20 protein-coding genes are annotated in these 21,379 nt (G+C 45.9%); 1 reads left to right on the top strand and 19 read right to left on the bottom strand.

Annotated elements, in window-relative coordinates:
- Positions 1 to 130: 130 nt before the first annotated feature.
- The 19 genes from GUA98_RS09300 to metH form a co-directional block, all read right to left on the bottom strand.
- Entirely contained in the window at positions 131 to 1,126 is a 996-nt protein-coding gene (locus GUA98_RS09300) for a hypothetical protein (RefSeq protein ID WP_153979026.1), read from the bottom strand.
- Entirely contained in the window at positions 1,113 to 1,664 is a 552-nt protein-coding gene (locus GUA98_RS09305; protein ID WP_153979027.1) for a hypothetical protein, read from the bottom strand. The genes GUA98_RS09300 and GUA98_RS09305 overlap by 14 nt, the downstream gene beginning before the upstream one ends.
- Positions 1,661 to 2,059: a hypothetical protein gene (locus tag GUA98_RS09310; RefSeq protein WP_153979028.1), complete on the bottom strand. Its 399-nt coding sequence runs from the start codon at positions 2,057 to 2,059 to the stop codon at positions 1,661 to 1,663. The genes GUA98_RS09305 and GUA98_RS09310 overlap by 4 nt, the downstream gene beginning before the upstream one ends.
- A gap of 16 nt (positions 2,060 to 2,075) precedes the next feature.
- Positions 2,076 to 2,561 (bottom strand): ABC transporter permease, encoded by a 486-nt coding sequence (locus GUA98_RS09315; protein ID WP_153979029.1) that lies wholly within the window; start codon positions 2,559 to 2,561, stop codon positions 2,076 to 2,078.
- A gap of 64 nt (positions 2,562 to 2,625) precedes the next feature.
- Positions 2,626 to 4,692 carry a hypothetical protein gene (locus GUA98_RS09320; protein WP_153979030.1) on the bottom strand — a complete coding sequence of 689 codons (2,067 nt, stop codon included), beginning with the start codon at positions 4,690 to 4,692 and terminating at the stop codon, positions 2,626 to 2,628.
- The gene (locus tag GUA98_RS09325) at positions 4,682 to 6,508 is read right to left on the bottom strand and encodes an ATPase, T2SS/T4P/T4SS family (RefSeq protein ID WP_153979031.1); all 1,827 of its coding nucleotides are present in this window, start codon (positions 6,506 to 6,508) and stop codon (positions 4,682 to 4,684) included. Before GUA98_RS09325 ends, GUA98_RS09320 begins: the two co-directional genes overlap by 11 nt.
- Positions 6,509 to 6,515: 7 nt before the next feature.
- Entirely contained in the window at positions 6,516 to 7,346 is an 831-nt protein-coding gene (locus GUA98_RS09330) for a ParA family protein (RefSeq protein ID WP_153979032.1), read from the bottom strand.
- A complete protein-coding gene (locus tag GUA98_RS09335) occupies positions 7,343 to 8,056 on the bottom strand; it encodes a hypothetical protein (protein WP_153979033.1) in 714 nt (237 codons plus the stop codon). Before GUA98_RS09335 ends, GUA98_RS09330 begins: the two co-directional genes overlap by 4 nt.
- 74 nt (positions 8,057 to 8,130) lie before the next feature.
- A complete protein-coding gene (locus tag GUA98_RS09340; protein WP_153979034.1) occupies positions 8,131 to 9,147 on the bottom strand; it encodes an SAF domain-containing protein in 1,017 nt (338 codons plus the stop codon).
- 30 nt (positions 9,148 to 9,177) lie between these two features.
- Complete coding sequence (locus GUA98_RS09345; RefSeq protein WP_153979035.1) at positions 9,178 to 10,653, bottom strand: serine/threonine protein kinase; 1,476 nt, start codon at positions 10,651 to 10,653, stop codon at positions 9,178 to 9,180.
- Between the two features lie 179 nt (positions 10,654 to 10,832).
- Positions 10,833 to 11,882: an SAM-dependent methyltransferase gene (locus GUA98_RS09350; protein ID WP_153979036.1), complete on the bottom strand. Its 1,050-nt coding sequence runs from the start codon at positions 11,880 to 11,882 to the stop codon at positions 10,833 to 10,835.
- A gap of 6 nt (positions 11,883 to 11,888) precedes the next feature.
- Complete coding sequence (locus GUA98_RS09355; RefSeq protein WP_153980751.1) at positions 11,889 to 12,662, bottom strand: ABC transporter ATP-binding protein; 774 nt, start codon at positions 12,660 to 12,662, stop codon at positions 11,889 to 11,891.
- A gap of 2 nt (positions 12,663 to 12,664) precedes the next feature.
- On the bottom strand, positions 12,665 to 12,982 hold the full coding sequence (locus tag GUA98_RS09360) for a thioredoxin family protein (protein ID WP_153979037.1): 318 nt from the start codon (positions 12,980 to 12,982) through the stop codon (positions 12,665 to 12,667).
- On the bottom strand, positions 12,982 to 13,320 hold the full coding sequence (locus GUA98_RS09365) for a cyclic-phosphate processing receiver domain-containing protein (protein ID WP_153979038.1): 339 nt from the start codon (positions 13,318 to 13,320) through the stop codon (positions 12,982 to 12,984). The genes GUA98_RS09360 and GUA98_RS09365 overlap by 1 nt, the downstream gene beginning before the upstream one ends.
- A gap of 20 nt (positions 13,321 to 13,340) precedes the next feature.
- The gene (locus tag GUA98_RS09370; protein WP_153980752.1) at positions 13,341 to 14,189 is read right to left on the bottom strand and encodes a deoxyribonuclease IV; all 849 of its coding nucleotides are present in this window, start codon (positions 14,187 to 14,189) and stop codon (positions 13,341 to 13,343) included.
- A complete protein-coding gene (locus GUA98_RS09375) occupies positions 14,179 to 15,000 on the bottom strand; it encodes an Fpg/Nei family DNA glycosylase (RefSeq protein WP_153979039.1) in 822 nt (273 codons plus the stop codon). Before GUA98_RS09375 ends, GUA98_RS09370 begins: the two co-directional genes overlap by 11 nt.
- Positions 15,001 to 15,006: 6 nt before the next feature.
- A complete protein-coding gene (locus GUA98_RS09380; protein WP_153979040.1) occupies positions 15,007 to 15,816 on the bottom strand; it encodes a TIGR01457 family HAD-type hydrolase in 810 nt (269 codons plus the stop codon).
- A 352-nt stretch (positions 15,817 to 16,168) separates the two neighbouring features.
- Positions 16,169 to 17,113, bottom strand: coding sequence for a ribonuclease Z (gene rnz, locus GUA98_RS09385; protein WP_193722803.1), 945 nt, complete (start codon positions 17,111 to 17,113; stop codon positions 16,169 to 16,171).
- 74 nt (positions 17,114 to 17,187) lie between these two features.
- Entirely contained in the window at positions 17,188 to 20,628 is a 3,441-nt protein-coding gene (gene metH, locus GUA98_RS09390) for a methionine synthase (protein WP_193722804.1), read from the bottom strand.
- Between the two features lie 179 nt (positions 20,629 to 20,807).
- Between metH and GUA98_RS09395 the strand changes: the two genes are divergently transcribed.
- The gene (locus GUA98_RS09395) at positions 20,808 to 21,353 is read left to right on the top strand and encodes a cupin domain-containing protein (RefSeq protein WP_095286447.1); all 546 of its coding nucleotides are present in this window, start codon (positions 20,808 to 20,810) and stop codon (positions 21,351 to 21,353) included.
- The last annotated feature ends 26 nt before the right edge of the window (positions 21,354 to 21,379 follow it).

Below are 21,379 nucleotides of genomic sequence, written 5' to 3' on the forward strand. Positions count from 1 at the left end.
GTTGCTCCTATCTATTTAACATTACTTTTTATTCGGTATAGTTGATACCGGTCAAGTTCTGAACTGAAACCCTATTTTAGCACAGGACCTGCCTTTTCTGAAAGCAATGTAGTAGGCGCAGCAGCCTTACTTAGTGAACAACCTTGTTAATGTAGCAATTCCCCTCAAAATACCCCGCCGCCGCGGCCTGCTTCGCATCGGTAAAAACTTCTTCAGCTCGGAAGTTATTCTTACAAGTTGCTGGATAATAATACTTTATGCCGGTAGAAGGTTCTAGCCCTCCAATGACTGCAGTTCTTTTAACCAACCTTCCACCACCGATGGCATAGGTGTTTACCTTCTGGCTCCCTACAGGCAAGCCCTGAATAAAGGCCATGATCCCCGTATCATTAATCGTATTGTACCAATCCTCCTGGGAAATAAGAGGCAGGGTAAACGTATAGGATATCCCGTTTCTTCTTGCAAACTCATTATGCCGATTAATGACTTCGGCGAGATTCTCCTGCACGCTCATGACGATGCGAGTTTGTCTGACCTGCTCAAACGAATCTGAATTTTTAAGCAATGGAATTCCACTAGTCGAAGCAAGTTCTCTTTGAAAACCTTCAATCCATTTACCCTGAACGGCATCATAGGCATATACATAACCGTCAAGTGTAAAATTAATGCTGCTTCCGTCTGAATCTGAATATGTATAGGGCATTTTAGGACTCCATACCTGGTGGTACGAATCATTAGTCTCACCAGTCAACTCCGCTTCCTTTGCTAAGATATAATAACCATCGTAATCCAGTACAACTATGGCCGGTATGTAATCAAACAGTGCTTGAATCGCCTTTGGATCATCATGTATGCCCATATTCAAGGCCATCGTCTGACTGAATGTCTGAAGTGCCAGTTCCTTATCGGCCTTTACGAATTTGGTGGAATCATAACCTGCCTCACTGTTTTGCTTCTCATTCTGGTGCATTACGTTTCCCGCGTCCAATACAGCTGTTTGGAGGGCCGATCTATATCTTTGATTAAGAAGCTGAGCTTCATCCGCATCATGAGTATTCTGAGAAACCAACCAAAAAAAGGGTAGAAATATTAGAACAAACACAATGGACAAATCAGTAATCTTCATTGAGAACCATGCCTCCATAAGTGGTAAACACTGCTGCCGCAGGAGCCGTACCATTCAGCCACTCGCGAATCAGCATGGCTGATGTCCGATTGGTATTTTTGAGTGTAACCGTGAAGAAGTCACCCATGGTCAGAGTGTATCTACGAAGCGGATCATCGGCTGCATACGTGCCCGAGACAGGGAACAATTTTTCTAAGATTTGAGCTGAGTAATATGCATCCTGTACCGTCTCATACGTTCCTGTAAATGTATCTTGATCCATCGGATCCGTGTAGTGAGGAACATATTTTTTGTGCAGATGCTCCATGGTAATCTCGTAAACATTGCCTGTTCGCGCCAGCTGTTCTTCAAATTCGGCATACATCCCAGGAGAGATATAACCTTTCGTTCTGACCGAATCCACAAAACGGGTAACCGTCTGATATGTGACCATTCGCGCTATATCGTCTTGTCGATCTGCTGTTTCCGCAGTCGGATATACATATAGCAGAAGTACTGCCAGCATAACTGCTAGCAGCTTGGATACAGCATTTATCAATTGATACTGGCCTCCCTCCAAAATGCAATTCGAAGCAATTCCCCGCTATCATCTCTCATAAACTCCGGTTTATAGGAAGCGGACAGGTAAACAGGTATAATCGCACTTCGATTGATAAGCGGGTCTATCGTATACGTTTTCCCGTCAACCTGCACTTCGACCGCTGTACCCGTCATTTGTCTAACCGTATGTAACACCTCAGCTCCACTGTAACGAATTGGTTTGCTTATTCTTAATGTTGTATTTATTCTTCCTTCCATGTCTTCATTCGTGTGTACGCTGGAACTCAAAGCACTGGCCAATACGCTAACACTTTGCTGTCCATACAGACAGGCTGTTACAAACAGGACAATGGCGGTACAAAACAACATGAGTTGCTGTGTATTCTGGGACAATGGAAACCAACTCCTGTCAGGATTGCTGGAAGATTAGTCCTCTGACCACATTTGATTTGTCTTTTACGATTACAGCCTTGAACTTTCCACTTGGGTTAACGTATTGATTGTCCTTTTCACTCATCGTCTGATTAATACTGCCCACTTTGTTATCTGGAGCAATGACTGAACCGTAATCGGCATTATTAACATCCTGAGAAATGTTCAACTCATTGCCATACCACTGACCACCCTTGTTTTTTCCTGTAATGACCTGGATACCAAATTGATCCTTGTCCGCATACTTACGCAGTGCGTTAGTAACCTGGGAGCCACTGATCGTTGTCCCGTCATACACCGTAAATGCTGCCTGAGATAATTCTGTCTGAATATCCGCAAAATTGTTTTGCGCTGTTTTGGTCGCCTCCTGAGCAGAAATAAACAGAAGTACCACAATCGTAATAAGAGCAATCGTCAAAAAGATCCCTGCGGCTACCTTTAAAGCACTTGAAGCATTGTTCATGTTAAATCCTCCTATGTTTTGATCAATAAATGTATATCAGCCTGAACGGGTTCAACCTGAACCGCTACAGTTTCTGAATTTGTTCATAATAAATGTTCATTTGCAGGAAGCTCATACCAACAAGCGGGATCACCAGATAGAGAAAAATAAGGGCATACATAGGTGCAAAGCCAATCATTCTGCCCCATGAGGCTTTTACATCGATCATTCTGGTATACTCCTGCTTCCGTTGATCAAAATAAAAAGCCATCATGCTGTCCAGATCATCAAACGCTTCCCGGATCGAAATTTTACCCAGCGCAAGCTGCAGTTTGTCTACCAAACGCTGAAACTCAGGCAATCCTGCATCCTCTTTCAGCTGCTCAAGTGCATTTTCGGGTCCATGTTCAAAATGCAGCAGACATTTTTGCAGTGGTCGTTTGAAAATGACGGCAAAGCGATTAAGCCATTCCAAAATCTCTTCAACGGACATCCGGTCCATCTCACGCAAAATGGAGATCACCGTCTGATATTGGTAAATTTCATGCTTCATGTCCATGCTTCGCATTTTACGCTGGAACATCATTAGCCATATGGGCATGTAATATCCGGCTGCGCCGATAATGATGGCAATCAGCAGCTCCCACCAGTGCAAGTACTGCTTGTTGTATATTTCGAGCTTTTGAATGATGCGCAGACTCGTTTCAGTTTGTTTATCAGAGTCTAATGGGATGGAGGAAACCTGTTGTAACATGTTAAACACGTCATCATAACTAGTTCCACGTTTCATGCCTAACCGCTCCATTACCTCTCGGTCCAAAGCTGTTTTTTCGGCAGCCTGCTTCAGTTCCGCTTCGGCCATCGCTCCAAACATGCGGTCATCTCTTACCGGATCGTATAGAACATGATTTCGTTCGATATGATGAAGCAGTAATATACAACTGATAGCCAGTGCAAAGGAACACACAAATAACATCAATCTGCGGATCGCCAGCCACTCGTATTTTATTTCAGCGCTGCTCTCCCTCATCAACCTTACGGTCTGGGTATAATTTGTACTTCCTGGTTTGGCAGCAAACAACATGGCCAGTTTACGAATGAATTTTTGGTTGTACAAAAAACGGTCCATGAAGGAAGGTTTGTGCCCTGATCTGAATCGCGTTTCATCGTAATGCTGAAGTCTCTGCAACAGCAAGTAGGCCAAAATAATGATGATATAGATTGATATTTTGGTTATAAATCCAAGCTTGCTGCGGTAAAACTCATCCATGGTCGGGAAACTTCCTCTCGCCCAGCGTTCAATGGGAGCCGTAAATAATACCGGAGCCAGCGCAATCATGTTTAATCCTTTTAAAAGGTAATCCAACTTGTCCCGCCGTAAAATTTCCAAATGAATTTCCTGAGTCAGGTTTCCCAGACCTTTCAGGTATATTGAACCTTGAGCCCTGTCCTTGTCCCCAAACTCCATCACCATATAGGATATACCAGCAAAAGCCTTCAGAAATCGGTTGGGGGCTATCTCGTAATACCTTTCCAACGCTTCATTGGGATCTGGTGAAGTCAGTGCCTCATAGATTAGCAGTACCTGATCGGCTGCTTCACCCATACCAGCTTCTCCAGCTTCATAGAGTGCTTCTTCGATCATCCCGTGCTGGTGGTATCGATGTCGCACGTCCGCAAACAGATCCAACATTTGGACCAGCAGCCGTTTCTCTGTGCGATTCAGCCACAAGTCCACGACAAGACTATGGATTACGACAGCGCAAAGTACAGACAAAATGACGAAAGCAATCCCTGGTTGCATGAAGAACAGCACAATACTAATACTTCCATATCCTCCCGCAACAATCAGAACAACACTCATGGTCATACGTCGTAAAGATGCTTCGTCTCCAACATGTCTGAATGAGATCCGCTTCTGAATTAAATAGATGTAAGATGCCAAAATCGGCACCCTCGTACCCCAGCGATAGGACTGAAGCAGAAATGACCTTAACCGGACCGTTCGATTGGCAGCAGGAGTTGTTGTTCCAGAAACTCTACCGCTTAAGCCCTTCCCTCGCTTTTGAAAGAATTGGAGAGTCAGGAGTGTAATCACAAACCCGGAGATACATATGCCCAGCAAAAGGATAAGCCACGATTTAGTTGTCATGCATATCACCCCAATGCCGCTCAATAAACTGTTCAAACTGTGCAGCATCGTGCAATGTCATTTGGTCCCGCATATCCATGATGCAGCTAGGTGACAGGGGAGCGGTTACCACATATTCGCCGTCTTTGTATTCAATCACATTCCGAAAAGCAAACCCTGCCCGTTCTTCCACACTGTCCACCTGATCAGCACGAGGCAAGCACTCTGTAATTCGCTCTATGTATCTGCGTCCCTCAGGATCCTTTTTCATGTGCACATCAAAATTGATGACACTGACGACCTGTTCCTCAGCAATGTGCTCATGTTGAAACATGCCTGTTTTGAGCAAAGAGTTGCGGAGCGAGAATACCAGATCCCGGAACGTCTTGGCATGGTGGGTAAACAGAGTGAACAAACTCGCCACCTGCGACATTTGAATCATCCAGGCAGCAACCTCATCACTCGCAACCTCTCCCAGAATGTTGACTGTTCCATCTGTTTTTTTCTGCAGATCCAGTCCTTGTTGACCTGAAATATGTTCCGTCTCCCGAAAGCTCAAAATATTACGACGACTGTATATTCGACGCAGCTGCAGCTCAAATGCCATCTCTTGTACACGCAGGGTGTATGAGGCATAGATATGCTTGACCATCGCCATTAGCAGCGTCGTTTTACCAGAGCCCTGAGCACCAGTCACAGCTGTAATACGACTTCCTTTCATGAGATACTGCAGCAATGTGATTGGCAGTTCGGCATTGCTGCCGGTTATTAACTGCTCAAGCGACGCATTGGGAATATCGAATTTCCGGACAAAAAATGCCCAGGATTCTGCAAAAGGAGGCCGTACCACAACTACACGAGAGCCATCCTTCATTTCGTTAACCTTATATCCATTCGCTTCAGATAACTGACCAGGATAATTAAATTTATAAATATTCTGGCAAACCCTCTTCAGCTCCCGTGTACTGCCAAACGATAGAAATGAAAGATGGATCGACTTTCCTTTGTAAAAAATCCAAACACTTTCCATACCACTTAACGGAACTTCAACAGGCGTATCCTCCAAGCCATCTTCCAACAGATCATTCCAGGAAGCCGGGTGCTTAATTCCGATATCCTGCATGGCATCCAGCATACCGCTAACCCCACCACTAACCCCGTCAATTCGCTGGTCTCTGATTTCATCTACAACCGAGAAGCCTTTGTAATGCTGGTATATCCGCTGAACGATAATATCCGTTTTTTCTCTAAATCCGAGTTCACGGTATTCGCACTCAAATACATACCGGATATCTTCCTCGGAAACATAATATCCACCGCCATCCTCAGCACCATCCTCCAATCGGAGTCTGCCCAGATCGTAAGTGTCAATCAAGCGTGACAAGGCATCGACGCCGAACTGCTGTCGGTACAGGTAAAAGACAATTTCAAACTGGTCTTGAACGGATAACAGCTCAGGTTCTGCAAAAAGGATGACTTCATCCACATTGGTTTTATTTAGACCTATGTTTCGAGTAAGTAAGTCAGCGATCAGGTTCTTTACATAGGTTTTGTCACTTATGCTGCCAGAGACGCAGCCTTTCAGCGCTTTTCTCATCTCGGCACGCTGATTGATTCTCCTGCGATATTCTTCTTCATGAAGACCGATATCCGCAAGCTGACTATGACTTAATTCATGCAGCGAGTTCTTCACCTGTTCAGTTAGCATTTCAATCGTAAATGCCTCGCGTTCAGGAGTTCCTGCATTTTTTTGCCGATGGAATGATTTCGTTTTGATCCAGATGTATGTCAAAACAGCTATTACTATAAAACTGATCCCTATCGTATTCCAGAGCATTGGAGGTTCAGGCTCCCCTTTCCAGCCTTTTCAGAACAGTACGCATACCTGCACCATCCATAATCAGGCGAGCAAGTTCAGCCATACTGGCGGCCATGCTCCCTTTTCGAAGATCTCTACTGTCACACAATCCTTCAAGCTGCAGATACGTAGCCGTATCCCTCCGATTCACAGCATCCAGAAATGCAGTCGTATAAGGCACAATGGATATGGAGCCTTTGTAACGGAAACGTCGGCGGATGTTGTTAAGAGTTGCCCTTGCTTGCGGATCATACTTGCTGATGACAACATGCATGTTTTGGTTACTTAAGTGAACAGGTTTGATGTGTTCAAAAAACAATTCCAGATCCCGCATATTTTGTGTCAAATTCACCACAACATAATCAGCTTGAGCCAGTAGATCGGTCGCATCCATTCCATCACGGTCCACATCCAGCAAAACCATATCGTAGTACTCATTCGCCACTTCCAGCAGTGATTTCAACGTTTCCATATGTTCTGTTGGCGTACGTTCCATCTGGTTAATTCTTCCGGTCAATAAATCTAATCTATCCCGTAATAGCGGCTTCGCATAATCCTTCAAATTATGCTTATTGAGGCTTCCGCTTATATGTAATCGTTCTACTGCATCCCAACCACCCTCTTCAAATCTGAACAGACTGTCAGCCTGCCCTAATTCCATAGATGGAAGAGGTGCTTCAATACCACTGCCGACTGGGCCTGTGTTCACTAATAAAACTCGGGTCCTGTATTGAAGTGCCATGGCGTAGGCGCTTATTACTGCACTGGACGTACTACCCGAGCCAGCAAAAGGACTCCAAAACAAAATGTTGCTCATGCTCTCATCCTTTCCGCTTCCTTGATCGCTCTTCGACTTCGAACACTTTCCCAACCAGTCAATTGTTCGAATAAACGACATAGTGATTTTTTGTAGCTCCGTGACAAAGGCCCTAACCGCACCCTACGGTGATGCTCATTTTCCAATTTCACCGCAGCAGTCAGTTCATCCCATGGAAGTATCAAAGATTCGCCTGTCCAAACAAAAGGACTTCCTTCAAGATAGGCCCATAGGTAACGTTCTTCCAATTTGCAGTCAACTGCATTAATCAGAATACGCTGAAAAGAAAGCTCTGTTGGTAATGATTGCTCTTCAAGAAGCCGCCTCAACCAGCCTTTTCCTCGTTCCAGATTATAACGTTCATAATCACTCACCCAGACTCGAATATCAGCCGTTAGCCATAATTCTCTAGAGGCAAAATGGGAGGTTTCCATGTCATACAGGACATAATCATAAGCGTCCATACCTTCTCCACTAGCCTCCAGATGACTCTCAACCGCGGCCGAAGTTACAAAGTGACAGGCAATATCAAAACCCTCAAATTCAGTGATGCCCAGAGAATGGTGTCCTTCTCCAACCCCATACCCATACTTTTGTTGTAAGGTTCCATCAACCAGCAACACCCGCTTGCCTGAAGTGGCTAAAATTTTGCACAGATATAACATAAGATCATTTTTTTCACATAATCCAGCGAAAATCCAAGTTTGCACGTGACACTCAACTCCTTCCTCTTAAGCATTAATCCGTTGTTATCAGCATTAAATTTTTACATTTTGAATGTCTGCTACTCTCCTCCGGTCAACAGGCTTTTCTGTTCATCCGTATATGCGGAAGACTCCGTGGATTGATTGTTTCCATTTGTCGTTAGCTGATTGCTTCCTGATCCGTCATTCCATATGACTTCGTCCGAAGTATTGTTAGAGCGAGGTCTGCTGTTATGGGAAACGGATGATTGTGCAACATCTTGCTCAACACTTTGGGAGGGCGCTGTCATGGAAGCAGCCAGAGAGCTCTCAAGGGAACTCCGTACCTGTCTCGACAACTCCTGTTCTGCCCTCCGAACAATGTTCGGGTCACTTTCAAGCAGTTTCAGCACTTCACTATTGGCAGGGTACGTTGGAATTGCAGCTGTCTGGAACTGAGGCTCAACATACGTTAGTGCATAAATTGAAGCTTTATGTAAATAGGCATCTACGATTGCGCTGGACAGCGACAGAATCTCTTCCTCGGTCATGGTAATCCACAACGTCGCTTCATTCAGGCGCTCTACTTTCTTCTTGGACAGAAGGATATAGTCCTGACCTGTTGGAAATTGGATACGAATGTCTATATTGTCGCCTTGCGCAAGTGAAGTGGGTAATAAAACGACCTGCAATTCACGATTTCTTAGATCTGGCGGTGCTGGCGTGTCTTCATAAACCATTTCGGTGGTTATGGCTGTTCCTTTTTTCAGTTCTATTTTGGCTACTTGCCCATCCATCTGTTTGGTGCTGGACCATAAATTACGTGGCGCTTGAGCATCAGGCACTGCGATAAGCTTAATATCCTCGGGTAAGATCGGTTCTCCTGCCTCAACGTCGCGTACCGTTACCCAGCCTTGTGCTCCTGTGTTCCATTGCTGCAGCAGCTCCGCCTCTTTTTGTTCGTAAGCTGAAGCATACTGGGACTCCAGTTCAGATTTGGTGTCATTCATTGTAATTACGTTGTAGATGACATATCCCCCGAATAACAATCCTACTGCTCCCGCACCCGTTAGTCCGGCATAGATCATTTGTCGGCTTTGTTTTCTTAATTTGGACAAAAAAGGCTCTCCTTTCACAAGCTCCTCTAATCATGATTTTATTCTTCTTGCAAAAAACGAACGCTTCTTGGGCTGCTGCCCGATCAAATGATTCAAAATATGGGCTAATACCTTGTCTGTCTGAGGATCCCTGTCAAAAGGATCAATGTGTAATGGAAGTCCGTACACACTTGATGTATTCAAAGTTCTACGTACACGCTGAACAGCATCTGTGGCAGCAAGCGGCAGACAATAAATCCATTTGTCTCTCGGATAACGATGATGCGAACGAACAAATGCATTAATCTCTGCCTGCTTCCACTCAGCACCTGAGCCTACAACAATAGGCAGGTCTGCTCGCAGAAACTCCTCCAGTCGATTCTGATCCTGACCACTACCCAGATCCATTACGATAAACTGGTAGCTGCCACCCAGCAGAGACAAAATATCTGCTCGTCCGGACTGTTTCCAATAGTGCACTCCGTCGACTGCAAACTGTCTGCCCGCAGATAAAGGCTTCCCGGCTTGGGCAACTTGCTGAATCCTTGCAAACGATTGGGAGCGCGGCGACATCTCGATGACTGCCACCTTAAACTGTTGTCTCTCCAGGTAATGGCTAATGGCTATGGCGGTATGCGTAACCCCAACACCGGAAGATGCACCTGTCAGAGCAATAACTCTAGTTCCACCGTTAATGGTCCATGTTGTTGATTCATTACTTTCCGTTATTCCAGGTCTTCGAAGCAGTTCTTTGCGGACTTCATCGGCAGATTGGAAACGTTCCTCGGGGTTCTGTCTCAACAATCTTCGTACAACCGGAATGTAAGTGCGAGGTACATCACTGCGTATGGAACTTTCGACACCTTGTATCCATTCTGTATATGTACCACCCGTCATGAGATAGAGCAGCAGTGCTCCGAGCCCATACAAATCCGATCTTGCATCCGTCTGTCCGGTACCGTATTGTTCAGGAGCAGCAAACCCTGCCGTACCCAGTTTCACCGTATCTTCTGTATGCTGAGCTTTGAAGCTGCGAGCAATGCCAAAATCAATCAACCTGACTTCATAATCCGGGGTTATCATGATGTTGGATGGCTTCAGATCTCGATAGATCACTGCTGGATTCAGACCATGCAAATAACTGAGCACGTCAAGTAATTGGAGCACAAAATCTGTCATATGTTCGAGGGGGACTTTTCCACGACATTGCTTGTGATAATCACTCAGTGTCTGACCTTCAATGTATTCCATTACCAGGTAAGTATAGCCCTCTTCATCAGGCACAAAAAAATCAACAATCAACGGTAATCTGGGGTGCCTGAGTGAGGTCAATAGAGCAGCTTCCTTCTCCATACTGGATTCGTAAGGTACCGTAGCGACACTTTCTTTTATCGCCCAGGTCTTCCCTGGCAACTTCATATCTTCTGCCTTATATACGTGGCTCATCCCACCTGTACCCAGCACGGACTCGATTCGATACCGTCCTCCCAGCAGGCTTCCGTGTTCCAGCCTCGCCGGATGTCTCATGTATAATCCTCCTTTCTGCATAACAAAAAAGGGAAAGCTTACCGAAGTGCAACAGTCCGGTTATCCGGACTTGTCCACCTCGGGATGCTTTCCCTTGGAATCATTATGGTTAATATTGGTATCATTATAGTATACGCCACAAGATATTGTAAAGTAGTAAATTTAAAATCTTTACGTGCTTAATATTTAATCATATAAAGTGTTATTTCCTCGCGATTGTGGAACAATTGTTTGGATCGTTGAATCTGCATCCGTGAACGCTCAAACGTATCAATGACTTCCTTGATCAGCGCGAGTGGTTTCTTATGCAGCAGTTTTACCGTAACAACTGCTGTTCCACCAGATTGAAGACTGTACAACAAGTCCGAAACGAGACGGCTCATCAATTTCGGACTCCAGCTCATGTCACAGACAAGCAGGTCAAATTCACCTTCACGGAACCGTACATCACCTGCATTCTTTTTCAAAAACGTAAGTTTGGGCGATTCCAGAAGTGTGGCATCCATTTTGGCCGGGTCCACTGCTGTGACTTCTAGTCCTCGTTCTAGCAAAAAGGAAGTCCAACCACCAGGGGCAGCACCAATATCAAGCGCCTTGTGAAACGATGCAAAATCAATGCCAAACGTCTGCTCTGCCTCAAGCAGCTTGAATTTGGCTCGCGAGATCTGGCCTTCCTCTTTTTGAAAGCGTACAGCTCCCCCGCTCCAGTCGGAAAGGTTCTGTTCAGGTCGTGATATCCCAGCATACAGGGCATGATCTGCTGCGAACACAGAAATAACAGAGTCCGCATCGCGAACAACCCACTCACAGCCTAGTGTATCGAGCTTTTCGGTCAACCATTGCTTCAATGAAGCGGCGTTCTCCAGCCAAAATGAACCTTCCGTTTTACGGACCTGTAGTGCCACTTTGGTTCCGTTCAACTCCGTATGGTTTGTAATAAAGGCAATCAGTTTCTCCATCGCCTGATCAGAATCTTCCGTATTCTCCTGAAACTGAACAGGCTGAATGTGACGTAAAAATGTTGGATTTTCCTCAAGGAGTTTAATCGATACCTCTTCTTCTGTTACCGGTAAGCCGGCAAGAAGCACTTCACCCGGTACAAGTACCGTACTCTTCACAGCACCGAATGTACGGCGCAATTCTTCCTGAGCATAAGGTGCAAAGCCATGATTGGCTGTGCAGATAAAACGGGAGAAATTCCCTTCTCCGCTAGACGACTGTGTACTCAACTTGTGTTACCCTCCAGAACGTACGCGAATCCATGGTCGATCGTGATCCCACTGAATGTCGACCGGAATGTCGTACGTATGCTTAATTGTATCCTGTGTCAAAACATCATGTTTGTTTCCTGCTGCAGCAATACGTCCTTCGCGAATCAATGCTACATGTGTAAATAAGGGCATGATCTCTTCTACATGATGCGTTACATATACTACTGTTATATTGCGCTGACGAAGTCGGTCGATTTCAGCCAACATTTTTTCCCGTTCATATAGATCGAGTCCAGCGCACGGCTCGTCCATAATTAATAACTTAGGATTCGCCATCAATGAACGTGCCAGCATGACTTTTTTTCGCTCGCCCTGGGAAAGTGTACCCAGCGGGTGGTTAGCCAGTTTAGCAAAGCCCATGTCATCCAGGAGATTCAAGGCTCTGGTCTTCACTTCATCGGGAATGGTCTGATAAAAACGCAAAAAGGCAAATGCACCTGTCGCAACGACCTCCCAGACCGGATCTCGCAATGTCAGTTTTTCAATTAGCGTTTGACTGATATAACCAATCTCTTTTCTGACTTCACGAACGTCACATTGCCCATATAAGTTCCCCAGCACCTCAATACGCCCTTGACTGGGGAACATATATCCATTCATCATTTCCAGCAGCGTTGTTTTGCCTGAACCGTTACGTCCCAGAATGACCCAATGCTCGCCCTGCTCAATATGCAGATGAACTTCATCCAGGATTTGATTATCCTCCCGGCGAAGAGAAACATGCTCCATCGAAATAATCCTCATTTTAGGACCGCCTTTCGAATTTCATTTAGCAGGTGCTCCACCGAGGACATTCGATAAATCATTTTAGGTACATCCTGCTCACCATCAAACAGCATCACTGCAGGTACGCTTGAAATTTTAAACTGCTGCACAAGTTCCGGAATATCATGAATGTTCATTTCAAATAAGGTGTTCTCAGGCAGCAAATGCTCAGCGATTTCCAGCATTTTTCTCGCTGCAGCACAAGTTCCGCATAAAGGGGTGTAGATAAATACAGCTTGAGGAATACCTTCCCACACACCGCGCATCAAAAGCTTCGAATGAATGGGCTTCATCAGCTGAGCTCTCCCGCAGCAACCCGAAGCATAACCTCACCTGTCATCGGACCGTTGTGTACCTTTACAGTGTCAGGTTTATTGGTATATAACAATTCGTACATCTGACGTTTGCCGTACATGCTGGAGGTGTGTAAATAAATTTCGCGTGGAAACAGCCCTTCCCGTACAATGGCAGCTGCAACTTCTCCACCATTTGGCGAATCCGGCCCCAATTCATAATCCAGGGACAGAATATCCACGTCACCTTCCCTGAGCAGCATCAGACATTCTTCAGCGTTGGTAGCCAAGACAAATCCCTTGGGACATGACCGGTAATCATCCAAGTAAACATGCATACAACCACTCCTCTCCCCGTTTACAACCAGGAACGCATGACTTCAATATCATCTTTGTGCGTCCCATCCTCACCTGTCTCGGTTTCCAACACAACGACAGCCTGTTGGAACTCGGTCGAACTCAACAATTCTTGCATCGCTTTGCTTCCTATACATCCCTGACCGATTCGCGCATGTCGATCCTTGCACGAGCCGGAAGCATATTTGGAGTCATTAAAATGCACAGCAGCAAGTGCATTCCAGTACCCAAGCTGTCTGCCTTTTTGAAGCATATCCTGTTCACTATTGCTGTGCCACATCCCTGAAGCAAAAGCATGACATGTGTCAAAACAAAAAGCAATATGCTCCGGATATTGGCTCAGCTTGCGAATCTGAATCATTTCTTCCATGGTCGTGCCCATTGGACCGTGATCGCCTGCCTGATTTTCGAGCAAAATCTTTGCCTGTCCATTCCAGTCTTCCAAAACCGTATCCAGACAATGGATGAGATTCTGATACCCTTCAAGCGGCTGATCACTCTTAAGATGACCAAAATGAACTACCGTTCCTACTGAACCGCACGCGTCTGCAATATGCAGATCATTCCTTATGGAAGCTACGGTAGCATGAAAGCCCGCCTCTCCACGGGTCATGCCCAAAGCCGGATTCGTTGGATAGGGTGAGTGCGCAATGGACGCAATGCCATTCTCCTCACACCAAGCCCGGCACAATTCAGCATTTTTAAGGTCAGGATCTTTCAAACCAAGGCTTCGGGGGTTCTTCGGAAAATATTGAAATGCTGTAGCCCCCATCTCATATGCCCTCTTGGCTGCTTGTAAAAATCCACCTCTCGTGCTGACGTGTGCGCCGATTCCGTAATTAGGCCTCATGCTGACAATTCGGACAGAAGAAAGCCTTCTTCCCCGTAATTTCAACTCGTTCAATCGTGCCTCCACAACGTGGACAGCTTTCCCCTTCGCGATCATATACCCTGCATTGCTCATCAAAACTTCCTGTTTTCGTGTCCCCTTGCATCAGCGGCATTTCCATATAACCACCCTCGGATGCTGCTTCACGGAGCACCGATTGCATAGATCGGAACAAACGCTCTGTGAGTTCTGGAGAACTAGCGATGTTCTGTGTTTTGGAGCTAGGTCTCAAACCTGCAGCAAAAGCAATTTCATCCGAGTAACAATTGCCGATACCCGCAATAATGTGCTGATTAACCAGGGTCGTTTTGAGCGTTCCGCGGCGTCCTTTCAGCAATGAAGCAAAACGCTCAGGATTCATGCGTCGATCCAGTGGCTCAGGTCCAAGATCCGACATGGCTTCTTCCGTTTCCTTGGATGTTAGCAGGTGCAAATAACCCAATCGAAGTCCAATAAAGAACAAGATCCGATCACCAAATTGAATCTCAACTTGTGTCGAACGATCGGGACGATCTGCCTCAGTCCCCCAATAAATCATGCCTCCCAGCATGAGATGGAGTACCAGCCGTTTACCGTTTGCCAAATGAAAAATAAGATGCTTAGCCCGGCGCTCGACAAAAATAATACGATTGCCTGTAAGTTCGCGCGTAAACTCCTCAGGCTCCTTATTGATGGATTTTTCCCGGTTAACGACAACACCAGTAATAAGTAAATCAAGTATTTCTGCGGACAATAATGTCCGGTAGTTTTCCATTTCCGGTAGTTCCGGCATCTGTATCTATCCCTTCTTGGATGCTTGGCTCGCTTGTTGCGACAGCCACTCAATCAGTTTATGCAAATCATCAAACACATGATCAGGACGTATCTTGGTCGCGCTGATATGAGTGTCCATATTTTCTTTCGTTGTGACTCCGGTCAATACGAGCAATGTCTCGCATCCTGCTGCTGCTCCTGCTGCAATATCCGTACGCATATTGTCCCCGATCACAGCCACTTCATCAGCCCTTAGATTTAAACGATCAATCGCTGATTTCATAATAATGCTGGAAGGCTTGCCGATTACAGTTGGTGAAACACCTGTAGCCGCTTCGATCGCAGCACCAATGGTACCTGCTCCTGGAGTCAAGCCATCATCAGAGGGAAGCTGCAGATCCGGGTTGGTCAGTATCGATTTGGCTCCATCATTAATCCAGCGCAGTGCCTTGGTTAGTTTTTGGTAGGAAAATTCTCGGTCAATGCCTTGAATGACGTATTCCGGCTTTTCTTCCGTCCTTTGCAATCCTGCTTCATCGATAGCCTGAAGTAAACCAGCTTCTCCAATGCAGGCAACCTTTGCGCCAGGAGATTCCTCAGCTACATATTCAGCAGCAGAAACTGCAGAGGTGCAAACTTGAGATGCTTCCGCTGGAATTCCCATTTCGTTCAAGTGATCTGCTACTCCTTGCGGAGTACGTGAAGAATTATTTGTAACAAATAAATAAGGTACAGCCTGTTCATTCAGCGTCTGAATAAGCTTGTCTGCCCCATCAATCCGATGTCTGCCATGATAGAGTGTTCCATCCAGATCGATCAGATAGGCCTTAATCATACAGAGCACTTCCTTTCTTTTAGACCATTAACAATTCATGTCCTTAATTACATTTTGATGTTTTTTTGATCCATAGCTATGTATTTCAAAAAAAATAATACGGGCTTGCTCGTATGAGCACGCAACACGTCGAACCAAATCGAACGCAGACGTTTTAACTCGCGCGCCTTCTGTACAAGCTTGTCATTTCCTGCGCTTTCCCGGAAAATAATTTAATTCATTTCCCTGCTCATATTGCCCATCCTACACGCTTTCCGATCAGATTGCAAAAGGGACCTCAGGGTCTCTCCCCTTCAGTCCCGCCTGAATTGCCGTCTTTAAGACAAACTTTTTTGAAGCCCTACTGCCTTAATTATAATTGAGGTCCATTCTGATGATGAACGACAGGAATTAACTGATGCTCATTCGCCAATCTGGAGTTAGGAAAAACGGCCTTTGCCTCGTCCAAAAGAGGCTGCAGCTGTTCATCATCTTTATAACGAGAGCTAAAATGAGTCATAATCAATTCTCCAACATCGGCCGCTCTGGCCGCCTCGGCTGCTTGCTTAGCAGTGCTATGATAGTACTCATGAGCGGTATCTGCCAAATCATCCATAAATGTTGCTTCATGTACAAGTACATCTGCATGCTTAGCAAGAGGCAATACATTTGCACACGGTCGTGTATCTCCCAAAATGGTTATCACTTTGCCGCGTTTGGGAGCTCCTAATACATCCTCCGGACGAACAGCTTTGCCGTCATCCAGGGTAATCGTCTCTCCACGTTTAAGGCGACCAAACAGAGGACCCGGCTTCAAACCATACTCTGCCAGCTTGGCTTGATCGAGACTACCTGGACGATCCTTCTCCGTAATTCGGTAGCCGTAGCTGTCGATTCGATGTTCCAGCAATGCAGACTCTACAATGAAGCTCTCGTCTTCAAACAGCAAACCACCTGTATGCTCAACAATCTTCAACTCATAGTTAATCCGAGACTGACTTAACTCCATTACGGTTGTAATCATACGTTCCATCCCAGGCGGTCCATAAACCGTTAGGGGCGTTGTCCCTCCCTGGTATGCTCTGCTCGAAAGCAGGCCGGGAAGCCCGAATACATGATCCCCATGAAGATGGGTAATGAAGATTTTCTCCAATTTACTCAGTTTTAGCGGTGAACTCAAAATTTGGTGCTGGGTTCCTTCCCCACAGTCAAACAACCACAAAGCTCTTCGCTCATCCAACATGCGGAGCCCAATGGAAGTTACATTCCGCTGCAGTGTAGGTACACCAGCGTTAGTTCCCAGGAAATATAGTTCCATCCGGATTGCACCTCTTTCTGTTGCCAGCAAAAAGCCTCCGACGATGCGGAGGGCTCTGCCTGACCTCTTATTGACTATGCTTTTTCGACATTAAAATATTTGGCTTGCGGATGACTGAACACCATCGCGGATACGGAAGCTTCCGGCTCCATCATGAAGCCTTCCGTCAGTTCCACCCCAATGTCCTCAGGCTGCATCAGCTTGAAGAGTGGCCCCTGATCTTCCAAATCCGGACAAGCCGGATATCCAAATGACACCCGTATCCCTTGGTAACGTGCGCCATGACGCTGTTTCATGGTCATGTTTGCCGGATCCGGGAAGCCCCATATATCTCTCATCATATGATGCACTCGTTCAGCTAATCCCTCAGCCACTTCAAGCGCAACAGATTGCAGAGCATGTGATCGAAGGTAATCCCCTTGCTCCTTCCATGCCGTAGATAGCTCACGCACACCATGACCGGCTGTTACAACCATGAATCCAACGTAATCCATTTCTCCAGATTCCACTGGCTTCAGGAAATCAGACAGGCACAGGAACGGTTCAACCTTTTGCCGCGGGAATGTGAAGGTATGCAGAATATTGCTTGTATCTTCCGGATCGTAAATGATGATGCTATTGCCGCTGGATTGTGCCGGGAAGAAGCGATACATCGCGTGTGCCTGAATAATTCCATCCCGGACTGCTTCTTGCATAATCCCGTCGACAACCGCTTTGAGATCCGTTGCTTTGGGATCACCCGAAGCGAGAAGCTGCTCCACAGAACCGCGAAGGCCAAGATGATGACCTAGCAGCATCTGCATGTTTACATACGGCAAAATGTGCGACAATGGATAGTTACGCAGCGTGTGCCGCTCAAGATCCGGAGGAACGAGAACAGGATTATCTATTGCGATATCCGACCGTTCGACTCGCGTTAGCTCCGGCAGCGGTTTAACCGTTTCTGCACTGGACGCATCGGCTTCTTTTTCAGCCTCCATCTCCAGCTGCATGACTTCACGGGAAGCCGGGTTCATCAGTTTGTTTGCCAAATCCAGACCGTCCATGGCGTCTTTTGCATATACAACCATTCCGTCATATTCAGGACGAATCCGGTTCTTGGTGAATTTGCGTGTAAGTGCTGCTCCGCCCACCATGATAGGAACATCGATACCCGCTGTTCTCAAATCCTGTGCGGTGACAATCATCTGCTGTGCCGATTTGACAAGCAAACCGGATAAGCCGATTGCATCCACTTTTTCTTCTCTATATGCTTCTATGATTCGTTCTGGTGGTACTTTTATACCCAAATTAATGATTCGGTAACCGTTATTGGACAGGATGATTTCCACCAGGTTCTTCCCAATGTCGTGCACATCACCCTTAACCGTTGCCAGAATGATTTTGCCCTTCACAGATGTTTCATTTTTCTCCATGAATTGTTCCAGATAAGCAACTGAAGCCTTCATTACTTCCGCACTCTGCAGAACTTCGGCAACGATCAGCTCGTTGTTGTTAAACAGTCGGCCTACTTCTTCCATCCCCTGCATGAGTGGCCCATTGATGACTTCAAGCGCTGAGTATTTGCCAAGAGCCTGTTCCAAATCTGGCAACAATCCCTCTTTGCTGCCTTCGACAACATAAGAGGCGAGACGCTCTTCTAATGAAAGATTCGAAATCTTTTCTTTCTTCTCAACCTTTTTGTTCCGGAATGCCGCTACGAATGCAGCGAGTGTTTCGTCATTCGTATTATAGAGCAGCTCTTCCGACAATCTGCGTTCTTCCTCGGGGATGGAAGCATAACGTTCCAGCTTCTCCGTATTTACAATCGCGTAATCGAGTCCTGCCTTCGTACATTCATACAAAAAGACAGAGTTCAGGACTTCCCGACCGGCCTCAGGCAAACCAAATGAGATGTTACTGATACCAAGAATCGTATGACACTCAGGCATGGCTTCCTTTATAACCCGAATCCCCTCAATGGTTTCCTTGGCAGAACCAATATACTGCTCATCTCCCGTACCAACAGGGAATACCAACGTATCAAAAATCAGGTCCTCTGCCTTCAATCCATACTTGTTCACCAGCAGATCATATGAACGCTTGGCAACTTCCAATTTATCTTCACGACTAATGGCTTGTCCACGTTCATCGATGGTACCCACTACAACGGCTCCGCCATATTTGTGGATAAGAGGAGTTACAAGCTCGAATTTCTCTTCCCCATCCTCAAGGTTAATGGAGTTAATTATCGCTTTACCTTGAGAGTACTGAAGAGCTAGATCGATAACCTTTGCGTCGGTTGTATCAATCATCAGCGGAACTTTTACTTTTTTGACGACCAGTTCGAGGAATTTTTCCATATCCTCAGCTTCTTCGCGGTCCGGGTCCTGCACACAAACGTCGACAACATGTGCACCATTTTTCACCTGAGCGCGTGCAATTTCCGAAGCTTCCTCATATTTCCCTTCCACGATCAGGCGCTTGAATTTCCGAGATCCAAGCACGTTGGTCCGTTCACCAACCATATATGGACGATTATCCTGCTCTATATATACGGGATCAATACCGGATAATGCTGGCGGATGTGTTCCGTTCATTTCTCTTGGGGGGTACTTGGCAAGCGTATCACGCATCGCCCGAATATGTGCTGGAGTTGTACCGCAGCAACCTCCGGCGATGTTTAACCATCCCTGTTCGGCAAATGCTCCAATTTTCTGAGCGAGTGAATCAGGTGATTCATGATAATTACCATTTTCATCAGGCAGACCTGCATTCGGATAACAGCTGACTGCTACTGAAGCCATTCCGGAAAGAGAACGAATGTGGTCACGCATAAATTCCGGGCCTGTAGCACAGTTTAGTCCCACTGAAATTGGGTTAAGGTGTTCTAGGGATATATAAAAGGATTCGATGTTTTGACCCGCAAGGGTTGTGCCCATCGGTTCAATTGTCCCTGAGATCATCAAAGGGAGCTTCATTCCGCTCTGCTCAAATGCTTGCTGGATACCTATGCTGCCTGCTTTGACATTAAGGGTATCCTGCGAAGTTTCAAGCAGTAGCGCATCAACGCCTCCCTCAATTAAAGCGAGCGCTTGCTCGGAATAACTGTCGATGAGCTCCTGAAACGTTACGCCGCCCGTAACTGAGAGCGTCTTCGTTGTTGGTCCCATCGCACCTACCACATACCGTGGGGAATCTGGAGTCGAAAACCGATCTGCCGCAGCTCTCGCAATTCGAGCAGCTTCGAGGTTAATCTCGCGGGCACGATCCTGGATATCATATTCGGCCAATACAACCGAAGTAGCTCCAAATGTATTGGTTTCGATTAAATCTGCACCAGCTTCCAGATATTCTTCATGAATGCGCTGGATGAGTTCTGGACGTGTAAGTACCAACATTTCATTACAGCCATCCAGATCCTCTCCGCCAAAATCTGCACCAGTGAGATCAACTTGTTGAATCATGGTCCCCATCGCACCGTCGAGGATTAATATTCGTTGTTTTAATGCATCATGTAGACTAAGCTTATCCAATAACTTCACCCCCGCAAAACGTTAAATCTTAGTTTAACAGAAACTTACTTATTGTGAAAGATCGGTTTTATTCAGCTGTATGGCGGGTTTCAGACGATTAAGGTCGAATTTGCGAATCGACAAAAGGGTAGACATCCGATATAATATCTATTAAACCAAGTGGAAAAGAGGGAAAGAACATGGCTGAAATTGTGATCAGAAATACGAACGAACGTATCACTGGAGACGAAAATGTTCGAAATTTCTTGGACAAATATGAAGTACTCTATGAAAAATGGGATGCATCCAAATTAAGTGCTGAATTGCAAAATAACTTTGGATTGACTGATGATCAGAAAAACCAGGTTTTGGAAACCTTTGATTATGAAATCAAAGACCTTGCTGCACGTCGCGGATATCAAATCTGGGATGTCATCACCCTCTCCGAACAAACGCCAGATATCGAAGAAAAATTGGCCAAGTTCGAGGAAATCCACACCCATGCCGAAGATGAAATCCGTGCTATTGTTGCCGGTAAAGGGATCTTTGTTATCAAAGGAACAGATGATGTCGGTTACTTTAATGTAGAATTGTCTCCTGGAGACGTCATTTCCGTACCCGAAAACACGCCGCACTTCTTCACTTTGATGGAGAACAAACAGATTATTGCTGTCCGTCTCTTTATCGAAAAAGACGGCTGGGTTGCTGACCCGTACCCGGATCCTACTTTTATTAAGCAGGCCTAATCGTTATATTACGCATATCATTCATT

It is taken from the genome of Paenibacillus sp. P13VS, from assembly GCF_015143645.1.
Taxonomy (GTDB): Bacteria; Bacillota; Bacilli; order Paenibacillales; family Paenibacillaceae; genus Paenibacillus; species Paenibacillus xylanilyticus_A.